A 15,811-nucleotide genomic window follows, 5' to 3' on the forward strand; every position below is an offset into this window, starting at 1 on the left:
GCTCCGCCAGCAGCACCCCCGGCTCGCGGATCTGCTTGGAGGTGCTGTACAGCATCACCGCGCCCAGGCACGCCGCCAGCCACACCGGCGTCTTGCCCAGCCCCGTGGTGATCAGCGCCACCAGCGCAAGCGCGATCACCACGAAGAGCGTCGGCGCGACGTCGTTCTTGCTGGACGCCAGGTACAGCAGCGCCGCCGCAAAGCCCGCCGCGCGCAGCCCGGCCCACAGGTGGCGGCGCCACCCCAGCGCCTCCGGCCAGGGGCGCGCCAGGCAGGCCAGGGCCAGCGCCAGCGAGTACTCGTACACGTTGTTGAAGATGACGGGCGCCACCAGCACGTTGAACACGCCGCCCAGCACGCCGCCCACGCTGATCCACAGGTAGAACTCGGTCAGGTGGCTCACCGGCGGCCGCCGCCGCGCCAGTTCGCCGTGGCACACCAGCGCCGTGATGAACAGCCCGGCAAGGTGCAGCGGAATGGCCCCGATCGCGTCTTCCACAAAGCCGCTCAGCAGCATCAGCACCACGACGCCCACGACCGCCGGCTGAATGGCGACCATGTAGGCGTGCGGAAAGAACGGCCGCCGCGCGAACGCGAGCGTGAACGTGAGCAGGTACAGTGCGAGCGGAAGGATCCAGAGCAGCGGAACGGGGCTCAGGTCCGTGGTGATGTACGTCGTAAGCCCTAACAGGTAGGTGGACGGAACGAAGGCCAGGAACACCCAGATGGCCCGTTCGCGCGCCGTCACGGGCACCCCCGCGGCCGCGGCGGGCGGAGCGGATTCCGCCGCCGCGGCGGCGGGCGCGCGCCCCGTGCGCCAGATCCACGCGGTGCACCCCGCGATCCCCAGCATCAGCAGCCCGAAGCCCCATCCCCACGTCTCGCTCTGCCCCGCCAGCCGCATCCGCGGTTCCATGACCGCGGGGTAGGCCAGGAGCGAGATCATGCTGCCCAGGTTGCTGGCGGCGTACAGCGGGTACGGGTCCGCCGCGTGCCTGTGGCCGCTGTGCGCAAACCAGCGCTGCAGCATGGGCCCCGTGCCCGCCAGCACGAAGAAGGGCGGCCCCACCGTCACCAGCATGGTGCCCAGCAGCCAGGGGATGGGGGCGGCCCCGCCCTGCGGCGCGCGCCCGGCGACCGTAATCGGAAGAAGGAGCAGCGTGCAGGCGAGCAGCCCCAGGTGCAGCACGGCCTGGTTGCGCGCGCTCAGGTGGCGCGTCGTGAGGTGCGCGTACCCGTAGCCGCCCAGCAGCGCGGCCTGAAAAAAGAGCATGCAGGTGTTCCACACCGCCGGCGAGCCGCCGAGCAGGGGAAGCACCATCTTGCCGAACATCGGCTGGATCAGGAACAGCAGGAACGCGCTGAGGAAGACGGAGCCCGTGAACGTCGCCACGACCGCCATGGACCGGGCCCGCACCCCCGGCGGAACGGGCGGCGGGGGAGGCGGCATGATGGAGAAGCGTCCGGCCGCCGGCGGGGGCTGCTGCTGCGTGCTCACGGGCGTACCGTTGCGCGTGGGGAGGGTCGGTGGGGTGAAGCGGTGATCTTCGCCCGCGCGCCGTGGCCCGTCAAGGCGCCGCCCTGCGCTCGCCGTGGTCGTGCGTTCCTCCGGCTCGGGGCCCCTCCCCCGGCCCCGCCCCGTGCAAACTGCCGCACGGAGAGGGGAGACCTGCGCTCGATCGCCGCCGCCTCGTGCAGGTGAAGTCCCCCGCTGTCCGGGGATCTTTCCGCTGTTGTCGCGGCGACTTCACTCGCTCAGCCCGGGGCCGGGCACAACCGCTCGAGGCCCCGGTCCGACGGACGGAGCGGCGGGCCCGGGTCCCGGAGCCCGCGGACCGTCGGCGTTGGCGCGGGCGAACGGGCCATGCGCCCCGCCGGCTCCGTGCGAGATGGGGTGTTCTTCGCGCGCTCGGCATTCTCCGAAGCGCACGCGGACGCCGCCGCCCTTGCCGGGATGCGGCCGCGATGCAAGCTTTGCAGAATGGTGCACCCGGCGTGATCTGTTTCCCGCCGTCCCCTGCCATCCCCGCCCTGCACGCGCATGCACTGCAGGACGGCGCGATCCCCCGGCTCGTACCCGACGCCCGCATGACCACCCTGGCATCGCCCGCGACCGCCGCGCCGTCCCGCATCGAGGCTCCCGCGCTGTTCCGGGCCCCGCACCCCATCGACCCCGGCAGCGCCCTGCAGGCCGTGTACGCGCGCGGCGACCGCTGGATGCGCTCCTTTGTGGCGTTCCACACGCTCGTGGCCCTTCTGCTGGCTCCCGTGCACCGCACGTGGGATTCCGCGGTGGCGCTGGGCGGCGGAATGGCGCTCGTCTTCTTCGTCTGCGCCTGGCTGGCGCCCCGCACGGCGCTGACCCGCGTCACCGCCGGGCTCGTGCTCCAGGGGTTCTGCGCCCTGCACATCTACCAGATGCAGGGGATGGCGGAAATGCACTTCTGGTTCTTCACGGCCGTCACCATGATGGTCGTGTACCAGGACTGGAAGGCCCTGTGGCCCGGCGTGCTGGCCATCATCGGGCAGCACACCGTGTTCGCCGTGTGGCACAACGAGGGGATGCACCCCGGCGGAATGAACTACTTCGAGGGCCACGTCACCCTGCTCAAGATGACGATGCACTTCGGCATCGCGCTGGTGCAGGTGGGGGTGGCCTCGTACTGGGCGCACACGCTCCGGGGGCAGACGCTTTCCGCCGCCGGCCGCGACGCCGAGCTGCGGGAGACGAACGCGCGGCTGGTGCAGCACCAGGAAGAGCTGGAGAACCAGGCGGCCGAACTGCAGAGCACCGCGGCCGAGCTGGAATCACAGGCGGCGCAGCTGCAGGAGCAGGCCGCCGAGCTGGAGATGGCGAACGACGAGCTCACCGAAAGCAACGCGCGGCTGGAGGCGCAGACCGCCGCCGCCGAGGACGCCCGCCGGCGCGTGGACGACATCCTGGACAGCACGAGCGACGGCTTTCTGGGTCTGGACGCGGAGTGGCGCCTGACGCACGTGAACCGCCGGGCGGCCGAGATGCTGTCGGTGGCGCCCGCGGACGTGGTGGGGCGCGAGCTCTGGGCGGTCTGGCCGTACATCGCGGGAACGGAGATCGAGGCGGCGTACCGGGGAGCCCGGGACGACGGCGCGCCCCGCGCCGTGGAGTACCAGAGCTCCGTGACCGGGCGCTCGTACGACCTGCGCGCGTTCCCCACGCAGGACGGCCTGGGCGTGTTCTTTCGCGACATCACGGAAAAGCGCGTGCGCATCGAGGCGCTGGCCCGGTCCGAGGCGCGGCTGCGGCTGGCGCAGGAGGCCGCCCGCGCCGGCGTGTGGGACGTGGACCTGGAGGGCGGCACCGTCTTCTGGTCGCCCGAATACTACGCGCTCTACGGGCTGGACCCCGAGGCGGTGGCGCCCTCGTACGAGGCGTGGATGGCGTGCGTGCACCCGGAGGACCGCGACCGTGTGGCCGCGGCCTTCGACGCCTCGCGCGCCAGCGGCGAGCTGAACGTGGAGTTCCGCTTCACCACACGCACGGACGGCGACCAGCCCTTTCGCTGGGCCGTGGCCATCGGCCGGGTGATGGAGGAGCGGGCCGGCGCCGGCGTGCGGATGGCGGGGATCGCCATGGACGTCACGGACCGCGTGCGCGCGCGCCAGGCCCAGCGCGAGGCGGAGTTCCGCTTTCAGCGCGTGCTGGAGGCCGGCGTGGTGGGCGTGCTCTTCTGGACGCTGGAGGGCGGCATCACCAACGCGAACGACGCGTTCCTGGAGATGCTGGGGTACACGCGCGCCGACCTGGAGGCCGGGCGCGTGGACTGGCGCGCCATGACGCCGCCGGAATACGCCGCGCAGGATGCCGCCATCCTCCGCGAGCTGGTGGAAACGGGGCGCACGGATCCGTTCGAGAAGGTGTACCTGCGCCGGGACGGGGGCCGGGTGGACATCCAGATGCACGTGGCCACCTACGAGCACCGCCGCGACGAGGGCGTGGCCGTGGTGGTGGACGTCACCGAGCGCAAGCGGGCCCAGGCGGAGCGCGAGCGGCTGCTGCGCGAGGCCGTGGCGGCGCGGGCGCAGGCGGAGGCCGCCAACGAGGCCAAGAGCCGCTTCCTGGCGACGATGAGCCACGAGCTGCGGACCCCTCTGAACGCCATCGGCGGCTACACGGACCTGCTGGAGATGGAAATCCAGGGGCCGGTGAACGACCGGCAGCGCGACTTCCTGGTGCGCATTCAGCGGGCGCAGCGGCACCTGCGCGGGCTCATCAACGACGTGCTGGACTTCGCGCGCATCGAGGCCGGGCGCGTGGAGCTGAACCCTACCGGGTTCCTGCTCTGCGACGCGCTGGGCGACGTGGAGGCGCTCATTGCCCCGCAGGCGGAGGCCAAGGGAATTCGCTACGCCCGCGGCCGCGACGCGGGCACCCGCGTGCGGGCCGACGCGGACCGCGTGCGGCAGATTCTGCTGAACCTGCTCTCCAACGCCGTCAAATTCACGGACGCGGGGGGATCGGTGTCGGTGGATTCGGAGGCGGCGGAGGGCGTGGTGCGCGTGCACGTGCGCGACACGGGGCGGGGGGTGCCGCCGGAGATGATCGAGCGGATCTTTGAGCCCTTTGTGCAGGTGGACGCGGACCTCACGCGCACGGCGGACGGTACGGGGCTGGGGTTGGCCATCAGCCGTGAGCTGGCCCGGTCCATGGGCGGTGAGCTTTCCGCCACCAGTGTGCCGGGCGAGGGCAGCACCTTCACGCTCCACCTTCCGTCGATGGGCGAGACGGGCGACCGAAGTGGCCGCGGCAACCGCTGGAACGCTCACGATCGGGCTGTGAGGCTGCGCACGTGCGGGCGATGAGGCCGGCGCCGCACGCCCTCCGCGAACGGATGTCTCCCTCCGACAGAACCGCACCGGCACTTCAACCTCCGGGCAGGTGAAGTCCCCCCGTCCGCCCGGGGGACTTTCGTCGTTGTGGCGGCGGCTTCCGTCGCTCACCCGGCCTCCCGCCGCTGCCGATCCCATCCCTCCCGGCCGGGCCGTCCCTCCCCCGATCGACGGGATGCGGGTGGCCGGGCACTGCCCTTGCCATCCTCGCGCGCGAAGCAGGATTTCGGCATCCCCCAACGAACCATCGAGGCACGTGGAGATCAGGGTTCTGCCCGGAGGGCGCTCGCCGCTGGGCGCGACGTGGGACGGTGAAGGCGTCAACTTCGCCCTGTTCAGCGAAACCGCCACGGGCGTGGAAGTCTGCCTGTACGACAGCGACGACCCCACGCACGAGACCGCGCGCGTGCGCCTGCGCGAAGTGACCGCGCACGTGTGGCACGGATACGTTCCCGGCCTCAAGCCCGGCCAGCTGTACGGATTCCGGGTTGACGGCGAATACAATCCGTCGCAGGGCAAGCGGCTCAACGCGACCAAACTCGTCCTGGACCCGTATGCCAAGGCCGTCGCCGGCAAGGTGAACTGGGACCATCCCGTTTTTGCCTACACGCTGGGCGCGGAAGAGGGCGACCTGGCCCGCGACGACCGCGACAGCGCCCCGGGCATGCCCAAGGGCGTGGTGATCGACCCCGCGTACGACTGGGAGGGCGACCGCCCGCTGCGCACGCCGTGGCACCGCACCGTCATCTACGAAGCGCACGTGAAAGGGCTCACGATGCGCCATCCGGACGTGCCCCGGGAGCTGCGCGGCACGTACGCGGGGCTGGCGCATCCGTCCATCATCCAGCACCTGCGCGACCTGGGCGTGACCGCGCTGGAGCTGCTGCCCGTGCACGACTTCGTGGACGACAGCTACCTCAAGGACAAGGGCCTCACCAACTACTGGGGATACAACACGCTCAACTTCTTTGCCCCGGACGCGCGCTACAGCGGCAGCGGCGACCGCGGCGGGCAGGTGCGCGAGTTCCGCGACATGGTAAAGGCCATGCACCGCGCCGGGATCGAGATCATTCTGGACGTGGTGTACAACCACACGGCGGAGGGGAACCACCTGGGGCCCACGCTGTCGTTCAAGGGGATCGACAACGAGGCCTACTACCGGCTCATGCCGGACAAGCGGTTCTACATGGACTACACGGGGACGGGCAACTCGCTCAACGCCCGCCATCCGCAGGTCATCAAGCTGGTGAACGACTCCCTGCGCTGGTGGGTGCAGGAGATGCACGTGGACGGCTTCCGCTTTGACCTGGCGAGCACGCTGGCGCGCGAGGAGCACGCGGTGGACCGCCTGTCGTCGTTCTTTGACGTGATTCACCAGGACCCGGTGCTCAGCGAGGTCAAGCTGATCGCCGAGCCGTGGGACATTGGCGAGGGCGGCTACCAGGTGGGCAACTTTCCCGTGCTGTGGACGGAGTGGAACGGCAAGTACCGCGACGCGGTCCGCGCGTACTGGCGCGGCCAGCCCTCCACGGTGGCGGAGCTCGCGTACCGCCTCACGGGGAGCAGCGACCTGTACGGCGACGACGGGCGGCACGCGTACGCCAGCATCAACTTCGTCACCGCGCACGACGGTTTTACGCTGCACGACATGGCGGCGTACGAGAACAAGCACAACGAGGCCAACGGCGAAAACAACCGCGACGGCCACGACCACAACCTGAGCCTGAACTTCGGGGTGGAGGGGCCCACCGACGACCCCGCCATCGTGGCGCAGCGCGAAAAGCAGAAGCGAAACTTCATCGCCATGCTGCTGCTGTCGCAGGGCGTGCCCATGATCTGCGGGGGCGACGAGATCGGGCGCACGCAGGGGGGCAACAACAACGCGTACTGCCAGGACAACGAGATCTCGTGGCTGGACTGGGAGCTGGACGAGCCCCGGCGCGACCTGCTGGAGTTTACGCGGCGGGTGGCGGCGCTGCGGCGCGAGCACCCCATCTTTCGCCGCCGCAGGTTCTTTCAGGGGCAGAAGATCCGCGGCTCGGAGCTGGAGGACGTGTCGTGGCTGCGCCCGGACGGGCAGGAGATGGATGACGACGACTGGAATGCGCCGCTGGAGCGTGCCTTCGGGATGATGCTGGGCGGCGACGCCATGATGGAGTGGGACGACCAGGGCGAGCGCGTGTACGACGACACGTTTCTGCTCCTGTTCAACGGCGCGCCGGAGCCCGCGGAGTTCGTGCTGCCCACGACGCCGCTGGATGCCCGGTGGGAGTCGGTGATCGACACCGCGCACGCCGCCGCGGAGCAGCCGGACGAAATGCTGGACGAGGGCACCACCCTCGAGCTTCCCGGCCGCTCGCTCCGCGTTCTGCGCCGCGTGGCCCCCGACGGCGGCCCCGCGGGCGCCCACAGCGACGAAGAATCCGAAGCCGCCGCGCTCGAGGCCTGAACGGAAAGGGCATCCCGCAAAGGCGCGAAGAAAGCCAGAAACGACGGAGGGAGAAGATGATCCGGTTCATCTTCTCCCTCCCGTTTTCCTCTCCCTGTCTTCCGCCTCTCGCAAGAATGATGTTGCCGTACCGTGACCTCCGTGAAACCTCCGTGTCCTCCGTGAGAGACGCGGTTTTCCCGTAAACTCCGAGGACGCAGAAAGGGCCGCCGATCGTGCTGATCGCCGGCCCCCGCTGTCCTATTCCCTATTCCCTATTCCCTAGTCCCTGCCCGTCAAGCCCGGATCCGCACCGGCACCGGCCTCGGCAGCACCACGTCTCGCGACGTCGTCCGGTTCGCGATGGTCTGCTGGAACCACTCGGGATTGCGCGGATCGCCGCCGTTGATCATCACCAGCCGCGCAAGCTCCACCGCGTCCTCGTTGCGCATGCGGATGCACCCGTGCGACCGCGCGTTGCCCAGCGAACTGATGGCGCCGCTGCCGTGGATGTAGTAGTCCGGCTCCTGAAAGAACATCTTTACCCGGCCCATGGGGTTGCCCGGAGAGCCCGGCTCCTCGCGCTTCTTGCCGCGCGCCCAGCTGCTGGGCGGCGGCGTCCAGCTGGGGTTCCAGATCATGTGGCGGATGCGGAACGACCCCGTGGGCGTGGGCCAGTTGTCCTCGCCCACCGACACGGGAAAGCGCCGCACCACCCGCTCGCCGCTCATGACGTACAGCGCGCGGTCCGACACGTCCACCGTGAGCGCGAAGTTCTCGATCCGCGCCGCGGGCTGGCGCACCGCCTGCTCCACCGACGACACGATGAGCCCCGAGTCGCGCGCCGCCTGCGCGTTCGCGGCGGCCGGAGCCATCGCCAGCGCCGCCGCCATCACCATCCATCCGCTCTTGTACGAGATCCGCATCGCCTTGCTTCGCTTTGAGTTGGCCCTACATCACCTGTTCCCCGATGAGCCAGGATCGTGCCAGGGACCGGCCCGCCGCGGGGCTGACGAGCGTGCATCGCAGCCCGTCACCGCGCCCGGCCGCACGCGCGCCGGGGACAACAATCTGCCATCCGCCATCCGCTTCTGCAACGGGTGCAGATTCACTCCACGGGCGGGGCGAGCGCGCGAAAGACGCGGCGCCGCAGCATCTGCATGTCCACGTCTTCCCTGGGCAGGTACGTCTTGTTGGTCAGCAGCACGAACCAGGTGCGCGACGCGGGGTCGATCCACAGGCAGGTGCCCGTCACCCCGGTGTGGCCCATCGCCAGGATCTGCGTGCACCCCTTGGAGTCCGGCACGACACCCTCGCGGCAGTACACCTCCCACCCCAGCGCGCGCGTTCCCGCCCCGGGCTGCGGGCGCGAAAAGCCGCGCACCGTGCGCCGCTGAAAGACGCGGATGTCGCCCAGGCGCCCCTCGTTGGCGATCATGGCCGCAAAGCGCGACAGGTCCCGCGCCGTGCTGAAGGCGCCCGCGTTGCCGCCGTACCCGTTCAGCCGCCGCCCCACTTCGTCGTACGACCCGCCGGTGTACGGCTCGTCTTCCTTGTCCAGGTACAGCGTCGGCGCGCAGTCCGCGCAGGGCGACGGCACGCCGACGTCGGTGGAGTTCATTCCCAGCGGACCCCAGACACGCCACTTGAGGTAGCGCCGCAGCGGCTCCCCCGCCGCGCGCTCCGCCGCGGCCCACAGGATGGCGAACCCGATGTCGGAGTACAGCACCTGCTCCCCCGGCTCCGCCAGCAGCGGGCGGGTGATGAGGTAGCGCCGCACCGCCGCGGGATTGTCGCTGGCGATGTCCACCGCGCCCGCGCGCAGCCCGGCGGTGTGCGTGAGCAGGTGGCGGATGGTGACGCGGTTCTTGGCCCCGCCGCTGAACTCGGGCAGGTACTCGCGCACGGGATCGTCCAGGTTCAGCTTGCGGTCTTCCACCAGCGCCATGACCGCCGCCGTCGTGGCGACCACCTTGGTGAGCGACGCCAGGTCGTAGCGGGTGCTGTCGGCGCTCACGGCGCGCGCGCTGTCGCCCCACGTGGTACGCCCCCACGCCTGGACGGACTGCACCAGCTCCCGGTTCCCCGCGGCGAAGGTGGCGCCGGGAAAGGCGTTGCCCCGCACGTTGCGCGCGATCAGCGATTCCGCCCTGGCCAGGGACGCGGCGGGGATGGGGACGGCAGCGGGGGTCAGAAAGCGCTCCACCGCGCCCGCCGGCATGGGCTGGGGCGGGCCCGCCGGGCGCCGCTGCCCGGCCGCCGTCGCCAGCCCCAGCGCCAGCCCCAGCACCGCGCCGCCCGCCAGCATTGCATCCACCCGCCCCACCCGCCCCGGACGCTTCACGGCCCCTCCCCGGTGTGTCCCGTCGCGATCCTCCGTCATTGCGCGAGGGAAATGCAGGGAGCTTGCCGCGGTGCGGGGTGAGCGGGGCGGGATGCGCGGGGGATTTCGCGATCCGCCCCGCGCCGCCACCTTTCATCCACCCCCAACACGCCCAACGGAGAGCGGCGGATGTCGATCGAAACGGAAACGGAACTGGAAGGTCTGCGGCGCGCCGGCCACGTGGTCGCGCTCGTGCTGCGCGCCATGCGCGAGGCGGTGCGCGAAGGGATCACCACGCTGGAGCTGGACGACGTGGCGGCCCGGGTGATGGCGGAGCACGGCGCGCGGCCGGCCCCGCGGATGATCTACGGGTTTCCCGGCAGCACCTGCATCAGCGTGAACGACGAGGCCGTGCACGGCATTCCGGGCCCGCGGCGTCTGGAAAAGGGTGACGTGGTCACGCTGGACGCCACGGTGGAGCTGGACGGATACTACGCGGACGCCGCCATTACCGTCGGCGTACCCCCGGTGTCGGACGTGGCGCGGCGGCTGATGGTGGCCGCCGAAGCCGCCTTTCACGCCGGGGCGCACGCGGCGCGGGCCGGCGGGCGGCTTTCCGCCGTGGGCGCGGCGGTGGAAAAGGAGGTGGAGCGCCGCGGCTTTCGCGTGCTGCGCGAGCTGTGCGGCCACGGCATCGGCCGCGCCATTCACGAGGAGCCCAGCGTCATCAACCACGGCCTGGCGGGCAACCACCGCCTGCTGACCAACGGGCTGGTGATCGCGCTGGAGCCGGTGATCGCCGCCTCCACCCGCCGCACGCGCGAAACCGGCGACGGGTGGACCATCAGCACGGCGGATGGCAGCATCAGCGCGCACTTTGAGCACACGCTGGTGGTCACCAGGGGAAAGCCGCTGCTGCTCACGGCAGCGTGACCTGAATCCACCGGGGCACGTCCCCTGCCCTCTCCCGCCACGGGCCGAACGGGAGGAGGCGAATGCGGGGGACGACGCGGGGACGGGCGCGCCGGGCGGCGGTGCTGATCGGCGTGGGGATGGGCGGGTTCGTGGACGGGATCGCGCTGCACCAGATCGCGCAGTGGCACAACATGCTTTCCGCGCGCGTTCCGCCGCACGGCATGGACGCCATGCGCACCAACATGACGGCGGACGGCTGGTTTCACGCCGGCGTGTGGTTCATCACGCTCGCCGGCGTGCTGGCGCTGTGGAGCGCCGGGCGGTCCGGGGAGCCGCTGCCGCCGCTGCGGACGGGGCTGGGGTGGATGCTGGCGGGGTGGGGCGCGTTCAACCTGGTGGAGGGGATCATTGACCACCACCTGCTGAAGCTGCACCACGTGCGCGACGTTCCGGTGCACGTGCCCGCGCTGGACTGGCTGTTTCTGCTGATCGGGGGCGTGGGATTTCTGCTCGCCGGCTGGGCGCTGGCGCGTTCGGACTCCGGCAGGGGATAGACGGAGGATCGTCCGAGGAGGGAAGAAAACAGCACGGCCCCGCACCGGAGATCCGGTACGGGGCCGTGCGTTCAAATAGCGGGGGCGGGATTCGAACCCGCGACCTTCGGGTTATGAGCCCGACGAGCTACCAGGCTGCTCCACCCCGCGGCCAGGACATGTCAGAGAGCGGTGTTTGAAGCCTGATACGCGAGTATCGTTGGGTGACATCCCCCGCTGCTTCCGCGATGCACTCTCGAGCTCCGCGTCCACGCGAGGATCAGCCCCCGGCTTCAATGATATCGGCTCAAACAGAGAAACTCTCTGCCATGTCGACGCACAGAATGTATACCACCCATAACCATCTGTCAACCCGTGGGTTACGGCGCCGCGGGATGTGCACGGGATGAACTTGCTGCGCCATGGCGGGCATGGTGCGTGCCCCTTGTGGTCCGCGTGCGGGCGACGACGCCCGCCAGCACCCCGAAGTCTCATGCCGGTCTCCCGCGAACCGCAGAACGACCCCGGCGCCCGCCCCGCCGACGCGCACACGGAGCGCCGCCGCTACGACCGCAAGATCGACTGCGCGCCCGCCGCCCGGCCACCGCTGCGCGCAGCGCCGGACGCCACACGCCCGTCGCAGGACCGGTCCCGCGACGCGTAGCGCATGCGGCAGCGACGGCTGGCGCGGCCCCGGGCCGCGGGACCTAACCCGGCCGCGGCCCTCACCCCGCGTGCTGCGCACGACGACCCTCTCCCACGAACAGATGTGGGAGAGGGGGCACACGGCAACTGCAGTTTGGAGCAGGTCGGAGGGTTTGGCGCGGCGGAGAGGGGCCCCCATCCCCAGCCCTTCCCCCAAAACAACCCTGGGGGAAGGGAGCACCGGGTACACGCTCGAGAGCTTGTCGCCCGGACCAACCCTCCCCCAGTCTGTTTTGGGGGAGGGTGGGCGAGTAATGCGAGCCCGGGTGGGGGCCGCCGTGAAGCCCGCCGCCCACCCTGGCACCATCCCGATTCCATCTGACCGGCAGGACTGACGACGTGGCGATCCGATTCGAGTCCCGCACGGTGGATGGCGTGCCGCTGCTGCTCGCGTTTCCCGACAGCAACGGCGCGCCGTGGCCGACGGTGTTCTGGTTCCACGGGTTCGGCGTGGACAGCGAGGTGCACCGGCCGGAACTGCGGCGCATCGCCGAGGCCGGGTTCCTGGCCGTGGGCGTGGACGCGGCGGGGCACGGGCGGCGGCGGCTTCCGGACCTGCAGGAACGCATCGACCAGCCGCACGAGCAGGCGCTGCGGACCATGACGCGGCTCGCCGCGCAGACTGCGGCGGAGATCCCGGGGCTGGTGCGCGCGCTGGCGGATGAGGGGATCGCCGATCCGGACCGCGTGGCGCTCGTCGGCGTGTCCATGGGCGGATACCTGGTCTACCGCGCGCTGCTGGAGCCGGTCGCCCTCCGCGCCGCCGTCTCCATCCTCGGTTCGCCGGAGTGGCCGGAGGGGGACAGCCCGCACCAGCACCTGGACGCCTTCTGCCGCACCGCGCTGCTTTCCATCACCGGCGAGCGCGACGAGAACGTTCCGCCGGACGGCGCCCGCGCGCTGCACCGGCGACTGGACGAACAGAACCCGCGATCCGTGCACCGCTACGTGGAGATCCCCGGCGCGCCGCACCTGATGGACGGCGACCAGTGGGCGGTAGTGATGGATGAGATGCCGCGGTGGCTGGAGAGGTACGTGCTCCGCCCCGCGCACACGACCCCTTCCGAGTGATAAGATGAAGGTGACGATCCGCCCGGCGGTCCCGGCGGCCAAGCTGGCGCACATGGTTCCGCCCGCCTACCGCGACGCGGTGCAGGCGGCCACGGGCGGCGAGGGAACGTGGTCGCTGCTCCTGTTCGCCCACTCGCCGCGCGACGTGGTTCCGTCGCCGCCCGTCCGCAAGTCGCTGCGGCGGTTGAAGATGCCCTCTGCGGACGGCATCCTTGCGGTCGGCACGGTGTTTACGGAAGAAGCGCTGGCGCTGCTGCAGGAGGCCGGCGCGCGCCCGGTCGCCTTCCGCAAGGCCAGGTGGACGGACGAATCCGCCCGCGCGCGCCAACTCTGATCCCTCCGCCGCGCGGATGTTCGCGGCGCCGTCGTCATCCGTACCTGTCGCCCGCTGCCGCCGAGGGAATCGAGGCGGCAGCGGCGCTTGTCATCCTCCGAGCACGAGAACGATGCGCTCCACCGCGCTTGTGGGACTCCTGCTGATGATTCTCGCGGTGCCGGCGCGGGCGCAGACGGCGGAAGCGCCGCGCGTGCGGGCGGTACGGTTCACGGGCGCGCGCGTGATCCCCGTGCGCGTGCTGCGCGACAGCATCGCCACCCGGCGGGGGTCGTGTGCATCCGTCTTTCTGGCACCGGTTTGCGCGGTCTCCGGCGCCGGGCGCGAGACGGTGCGGCTGGACACGGCGGCGCTGCGGCGGGATGAGGCGCGCATCGCCGCGCTGTACGCGGCGCGCGGCTATCCCGACGCGCGCGCCGTCGCGGAGGTGGCGGCTTCCGGGAACGACGAGGTGACGGTGACGTTTCGGGTGACGGAAGGTGAGCCGGTCCGCATCCGCACGGTTCGCGTCACCGGCGGGGAAGATCTGCTCGGCACGGAGGTGGATGCGGCGCCGCTGCGGGCCGGCGGCATCTACGCGCCGGCGGACGTGGAGGCCGCGCGGCGGCGGATCGGGCGGCGGCTCACCGGGACCGGGCGCGCGTTCGGGCAGGTGGAGGTGCAGGCCGCGCCCGTGGAGGGCACGCGCGAGGTGGACGTGACCCTGCAGGTGATCCCCGGCCCTGTCGCCGTGTTCGGGCAGACGGCCGTCTCCGTCGCGCGCCCGCTGCGCGAGCGGGACGTGCGGTCGCGGCTCGCCTTCCGACCCGGCGAGCGATTCGACCCCGCCAAGCTGGACCGCACGCTGGAACGGCTGTACGCGCTCCCCATCATCCGCACGGTGCAGATCGTTCCGCGCGCCTCCACGCTGGGCGACACCGCGATCGAGACGCTGGTGGAGGCGCAGGCCGGGCCAATCGGCGCCTACAACTTCCTGGGGACGGTTTCGTCCAGCACCTGCCTGGGCGCCGACGCGCTGGTGAGCCGCCGGTACGCGTTCGGCGGGCCGCGCACCATCACCCTCGGCGCGGGTGGCAGCAACCTGGGGCGCGGCGTCCTGGGCGGCGCGGGGTGCAGCACGCGCGAAACGGGCGACTTTGCCGATCCCAACTACTACCTGCGCACGGCCTTGCAGGAGCCGCTGGGCCCGGACACCTGGCTGCTGCTGCGCGGCGCGGTACAGCGCGAAGCCGCGCCGGGCGCGTACGTGCGTGAGGGGGTGCAGGCGCGCGCGGAGGTCACGCGCACGCTCGCTGGCGGGTTGCGTGTGGGCGTGGCGTACTCGCCCGAGCGCGGGGACAACCGCCCGGCCGCGCCGGTGTTCTGCGCGGTCGCGGGCGAGTGCACGGAGGACGCTCTGGACCGGCGCCTCACGCTCGCGCCGCTGGAGGTGAACGCGACGTGGAACCCGCGCCGGGCGCGCCGCGTCGGCCTCGCGTGGCCGGGGCCGGACGCGCTGGGCGTTGCGCCGGTGTGGCTGTATTCGCTGCGCGGCAGCCTGGCGGGCGCGGACGCCGTCACCGGCTCGGAATATCGTTTTGCGACCGCGCTGCTGGACGGCGCGGTGACGCGGCGGGCCGGCGGGCGCGGGGAGATCGCGGCGCACGCGCGGCTGGGCGTGCTGGCCGGCGGCGGCGACCGGCTGCCCGCGCAGGCGCGGTTGTACGGCGGCGGCCCGCGCGGCGTCCGGGGCGTGCCGCAGAACCTGCTCGGCCCGCGCGTCCTGCTGCTTCCCGACAGCGACGTGCTTCCGGACGGCTGCACGCTCGCCACCGGCGGCTGCGACGGCATCAACGTGGATCCGCGCGACGTGCGAGTGCGCGCGGTGGGCGGCGACGCGATGGCGGAGCTCAACCTGGAAGGCCGGCTCTGGGCATCGCGGCGGGTGATGGTGGCGGCGTTCGTGGATGTGGGGATGCTGCATTCCGACATCCCCGCCGGGTCCAGCCTTCCGCGCACGGAAACGGTGGTGTCGCCGGGGATCGGCGTGCTGGCGCAGCTACCGTTCGGCCCGCTGCGGCTGGACGCGGCGTTGGACACGCGCCCCGCCCGCACGCTGCCGCTCGTGGTGCGCGACGAGGATTCCGGCGCGTACATCAACCTGGGCGACGTGCGCTACGACCGCACCCGCGGCGCGACCGGCTTCGATGCCCTCCGCCGACGCATCACCTTCCAGATCTCCACCGGCCTCCCGTTCTGAGGATCGCATTCCAACTTCCTGCAGCACCTCAACCTGCCATTGTGAGTTTGCGTATCCAACCTGTTGTCGGGCATGAACTTGTCATCCTGAGGAGGCGCCGGAGGCAACTTGCCGCTGGATGGTACTCTGGCGCCGACGAAGGATCTGCTATGCCCCCGAGAACGGGCGTGCATGTCGCGACGTTGGCTCGGCGGAGAGTAGATCCTTCGACTCCGCGCCACAGTTTGGCGCGGCGGAAGGTACGGTGCAGCGCTCCGCTCAGGATGACAGCGTTTGTGCGTCCCAACCTGTTGCCGCGCATGAACTTGTCATCCTGAGGAGGCGCCGGAGGCACGTGCACCGGCACGGCACTCTGGCGCCGACGAAGGATCTACTACGCCCGCGAGAACGGACG

The 15,811-nt window shown here is 71.3% G+C and carries 10 protein-coding genes, 1 tRNA gene and 1 pseudogene; 8 read left to right on the top strand and 4 right to left on the bottom strand.

Features of this window, described 5'->3' with window-relative positions:
- Positions 1–1,498: pseudogene (locus tag VF665_RS09140) on the bottom strand (class I SAM-dependent methyltransferase); the annotation flags it as partial.
- 590 nt (positions 1,499–2,088) lie between these two features.
- On the opposite strand from VF665_RS09140, the gene VF665_RS09145 reads away from it, so the two are divergent.
- Positions 2,089–4,842 (top strand): PAS domain S-box protein, encoded by a 2,754-nt coding sequence (locus tag VF665_RS09145; protein WP_331053112.1) that lies wholly within the window; start codon positions 2,089–2,091, stop codon positions 4,840–4,842.
- A 283-nt stretch (positions 4,843–5,125) separates the two neighbouring features.
- Complete coding sequence (gene glgX, locus VF665_RS09150; protein WP_331053113.1) at positions 5,126–7,318, top strand: glycogen debranching protein GlgX; 2,193 nt, start codon at positions 5,126–5,128, stop codon at positions 7,316–7,318.
- 275 nt (positions 7,319–7,593) lie between these two features.
- Here glgX and VF665_RS09155 read toward each other — a convergent pair whose 3' ends face one another.
- Together VF665_RS09155 and VF665_RS09160 are read right to left on the bottom strand one after the other, a co-directional pair.
- Positions 7,594–8,223, bottom strand: coding sequence for a L,D-transpeptidase (locus tag VF665_RS09155; RefSeq protein ID WP_331053114.1), 630 nt, complete (start codon positions 8,221–8,223; stop codon positions 7,594–7,596).
- A gap of 182 nt (positions 8,224–8,405) precedes the next feature.
- Entirely contained in the window at positions 8,406–9,641 is a 1,236-nt protein-coding gene (locus VF665_RS09160; protein ID WP_331053115.1) for a serine hydrolase domain-containing protein, read from the bottom strand.
- A 168-nt stretch (positions 9,642–9,809) separates the two neighbouring features.
- On the opposite strand from VF665_RS09160, the gene map reads away from it, so the two are divergent.
- Together map and VF665_RS09170 are read left to right on the top strand one after the other, a co-directional pair.
- On the top strand, positions 9,810–10,553 hold the full coding sequence (map, locus tag VF665_RS09165) for a type I methionyl aminopeptidase (protein ID WP_331053116.1): 744 nt from the start codon (positions 9,810–9,812) through the stop codon (positions 10,551–10,553).
- Positions 10,554–10,615: 62 nt separating this feature from the next.
- Positions 10,616–11,089, top strand: a complete 474-nt coding sequence (locus VF665_RS09170) for a DUF2243 domain-containing protein (RefSeq protein WP_331053117.1) — start codon at positions 10,616–10,618, stop codon at positions 11,087–11,089.
- Between the two features lie 76 nt (positions 11,090–11,165).
- Here VF665_RS09170 and VF665_RS09175 read toward each other — a convergent pair.
- Positions 11,166–11,239 (bottom strand) — tRNA-Met (locus tag VF665_RS09175).
- A gap of 322 nt (positions 11,240–11,561) precedes the next feature.
- Here VF665_RS09175 and VF665_RS09180 point away from each other — a divergent pair.
- The 4 genes from VF665_RS09180 to VF665_RS09195 all read left to right on the top strand — a co-directional run bounded on the left by VF665_RS09180 (position 11,562) and on the right by VF665_RS09195 (position 15,417).
- The gene (locus VF665_RS09180) at positions 11,562–11,732 is read left to right on the top strand and encodes a hypothetical protein (RefSeq protein ID WP_331053118.1); all 171 of its coding nucleotides are present in this window, start codon (positions 11,562–11,564) and stop codon (positions 11,730–11,732) included.
- A gap of 380 nt (positions 11,733–12,112) precedes the next feature.
- Positions 12,113–12,844: an alpha/beta hydrolase family protein gene (locus VF665_RS09185; protein WP_331053119.1), complete on the top strand. Its 732-nt coding sequence runs from the start codon at positions 12,113–12,115 to the stop codon at positions 12,842–12,844.
- A 4-nt stretch (positions 12,845–12,848) separates the two neighbouring features.
- Positions 12,849–13,178 carry a hypothetical protein gene (locus tag VF665_RS09190; RefSeq protein WP_331053120.1) on the top strand — a complete coding sequence of 110 codons (330 nt, stop codon included), beginning with the start codon at positions 12,849–12,851 and terminating at the stop codon, positions 13,176–13,178.
- A gap of 145 nt (positions 13,179–13,323) precedes the next feature.
- Positions 13,324–15,417 carry a POTRA domain-containing protein gene (locus tag VF665_RS09195; protein WP_331053121.1) on the top strand — a complete coding sequence of 698 codons (2,094 nt, stop codon included), beginning with the start codon at positions 13,324–13,326 and terminating at the stop codon, positions 15,415–15,417.
- Positions 15,418–15,811: the final 394 nt, after the last annotated feature.

It is taken from the genome of Longimicrobium sp. (assembly GCF_036387355.1).
In the GTDB taxonomy this organism is placed as follows: Bacteria; Gemmatimonadota; Gemmatimonadetes; order Longimicrobiales; family Longimicrobiaceae; genus Longimicrobium.

What these genes read in the sequence shown, in the direction of transcription:
- map (WP_331053116.1), top strand. Translation starts at nt 9,810, where the DNA reads ATGTCGATCGAAACGGAAACGGAACTGGAAGGTCTGCGGCGCGCCGGC.
- VF665_RS09170 (WP_331053117.1), top strand. Translation starts at nt 10,616, where the DNA reads ATGCGGGGGACGACGCGGGGACGGGCGCGCCGGGCGGCGGTGCTGATC.
- VF665_RS09195 (WP_331053121.1), top strand. Translation starts at nt 13,324, where the DNA reads ATGATTCTCGCGGTGCCGGCGCGGGCGCAGACGGCGGAAGCGCCGCGC.
- VF665_RS09190 (WP_331053120.1), top strand. Translation starts at nt 12,849, where the DNA reads ATGAAGGTGACGATCCGCCCGGCGGTCCCGGCGGCCAAGCTGGCGCAC.
- VF665_RS09155 (WP_331053114.1), bottom strand. Translation starts at nt 8,223, where the DNA reads ATGCGGATCTCGTACAAGAGCGGATGGATGGTGATGGCGGCGGCGCTG.
- VF665_RS09145 (WP_331053112.1), top strand. Translation starts at nt 2,089, where the DNA reads ATGACCACCCTGGCATCGCCCGCGACCGCCGCGCCGTCCCGCATCGAG.
- VF665_RS09180 (WP_331053118.1), top strand. Translation starts at nt 11,562, where the DNA reads ATGCCGGTCTCCCGCGAACCGCAGAACGACCCCGGCGCCCGCCCCGCC.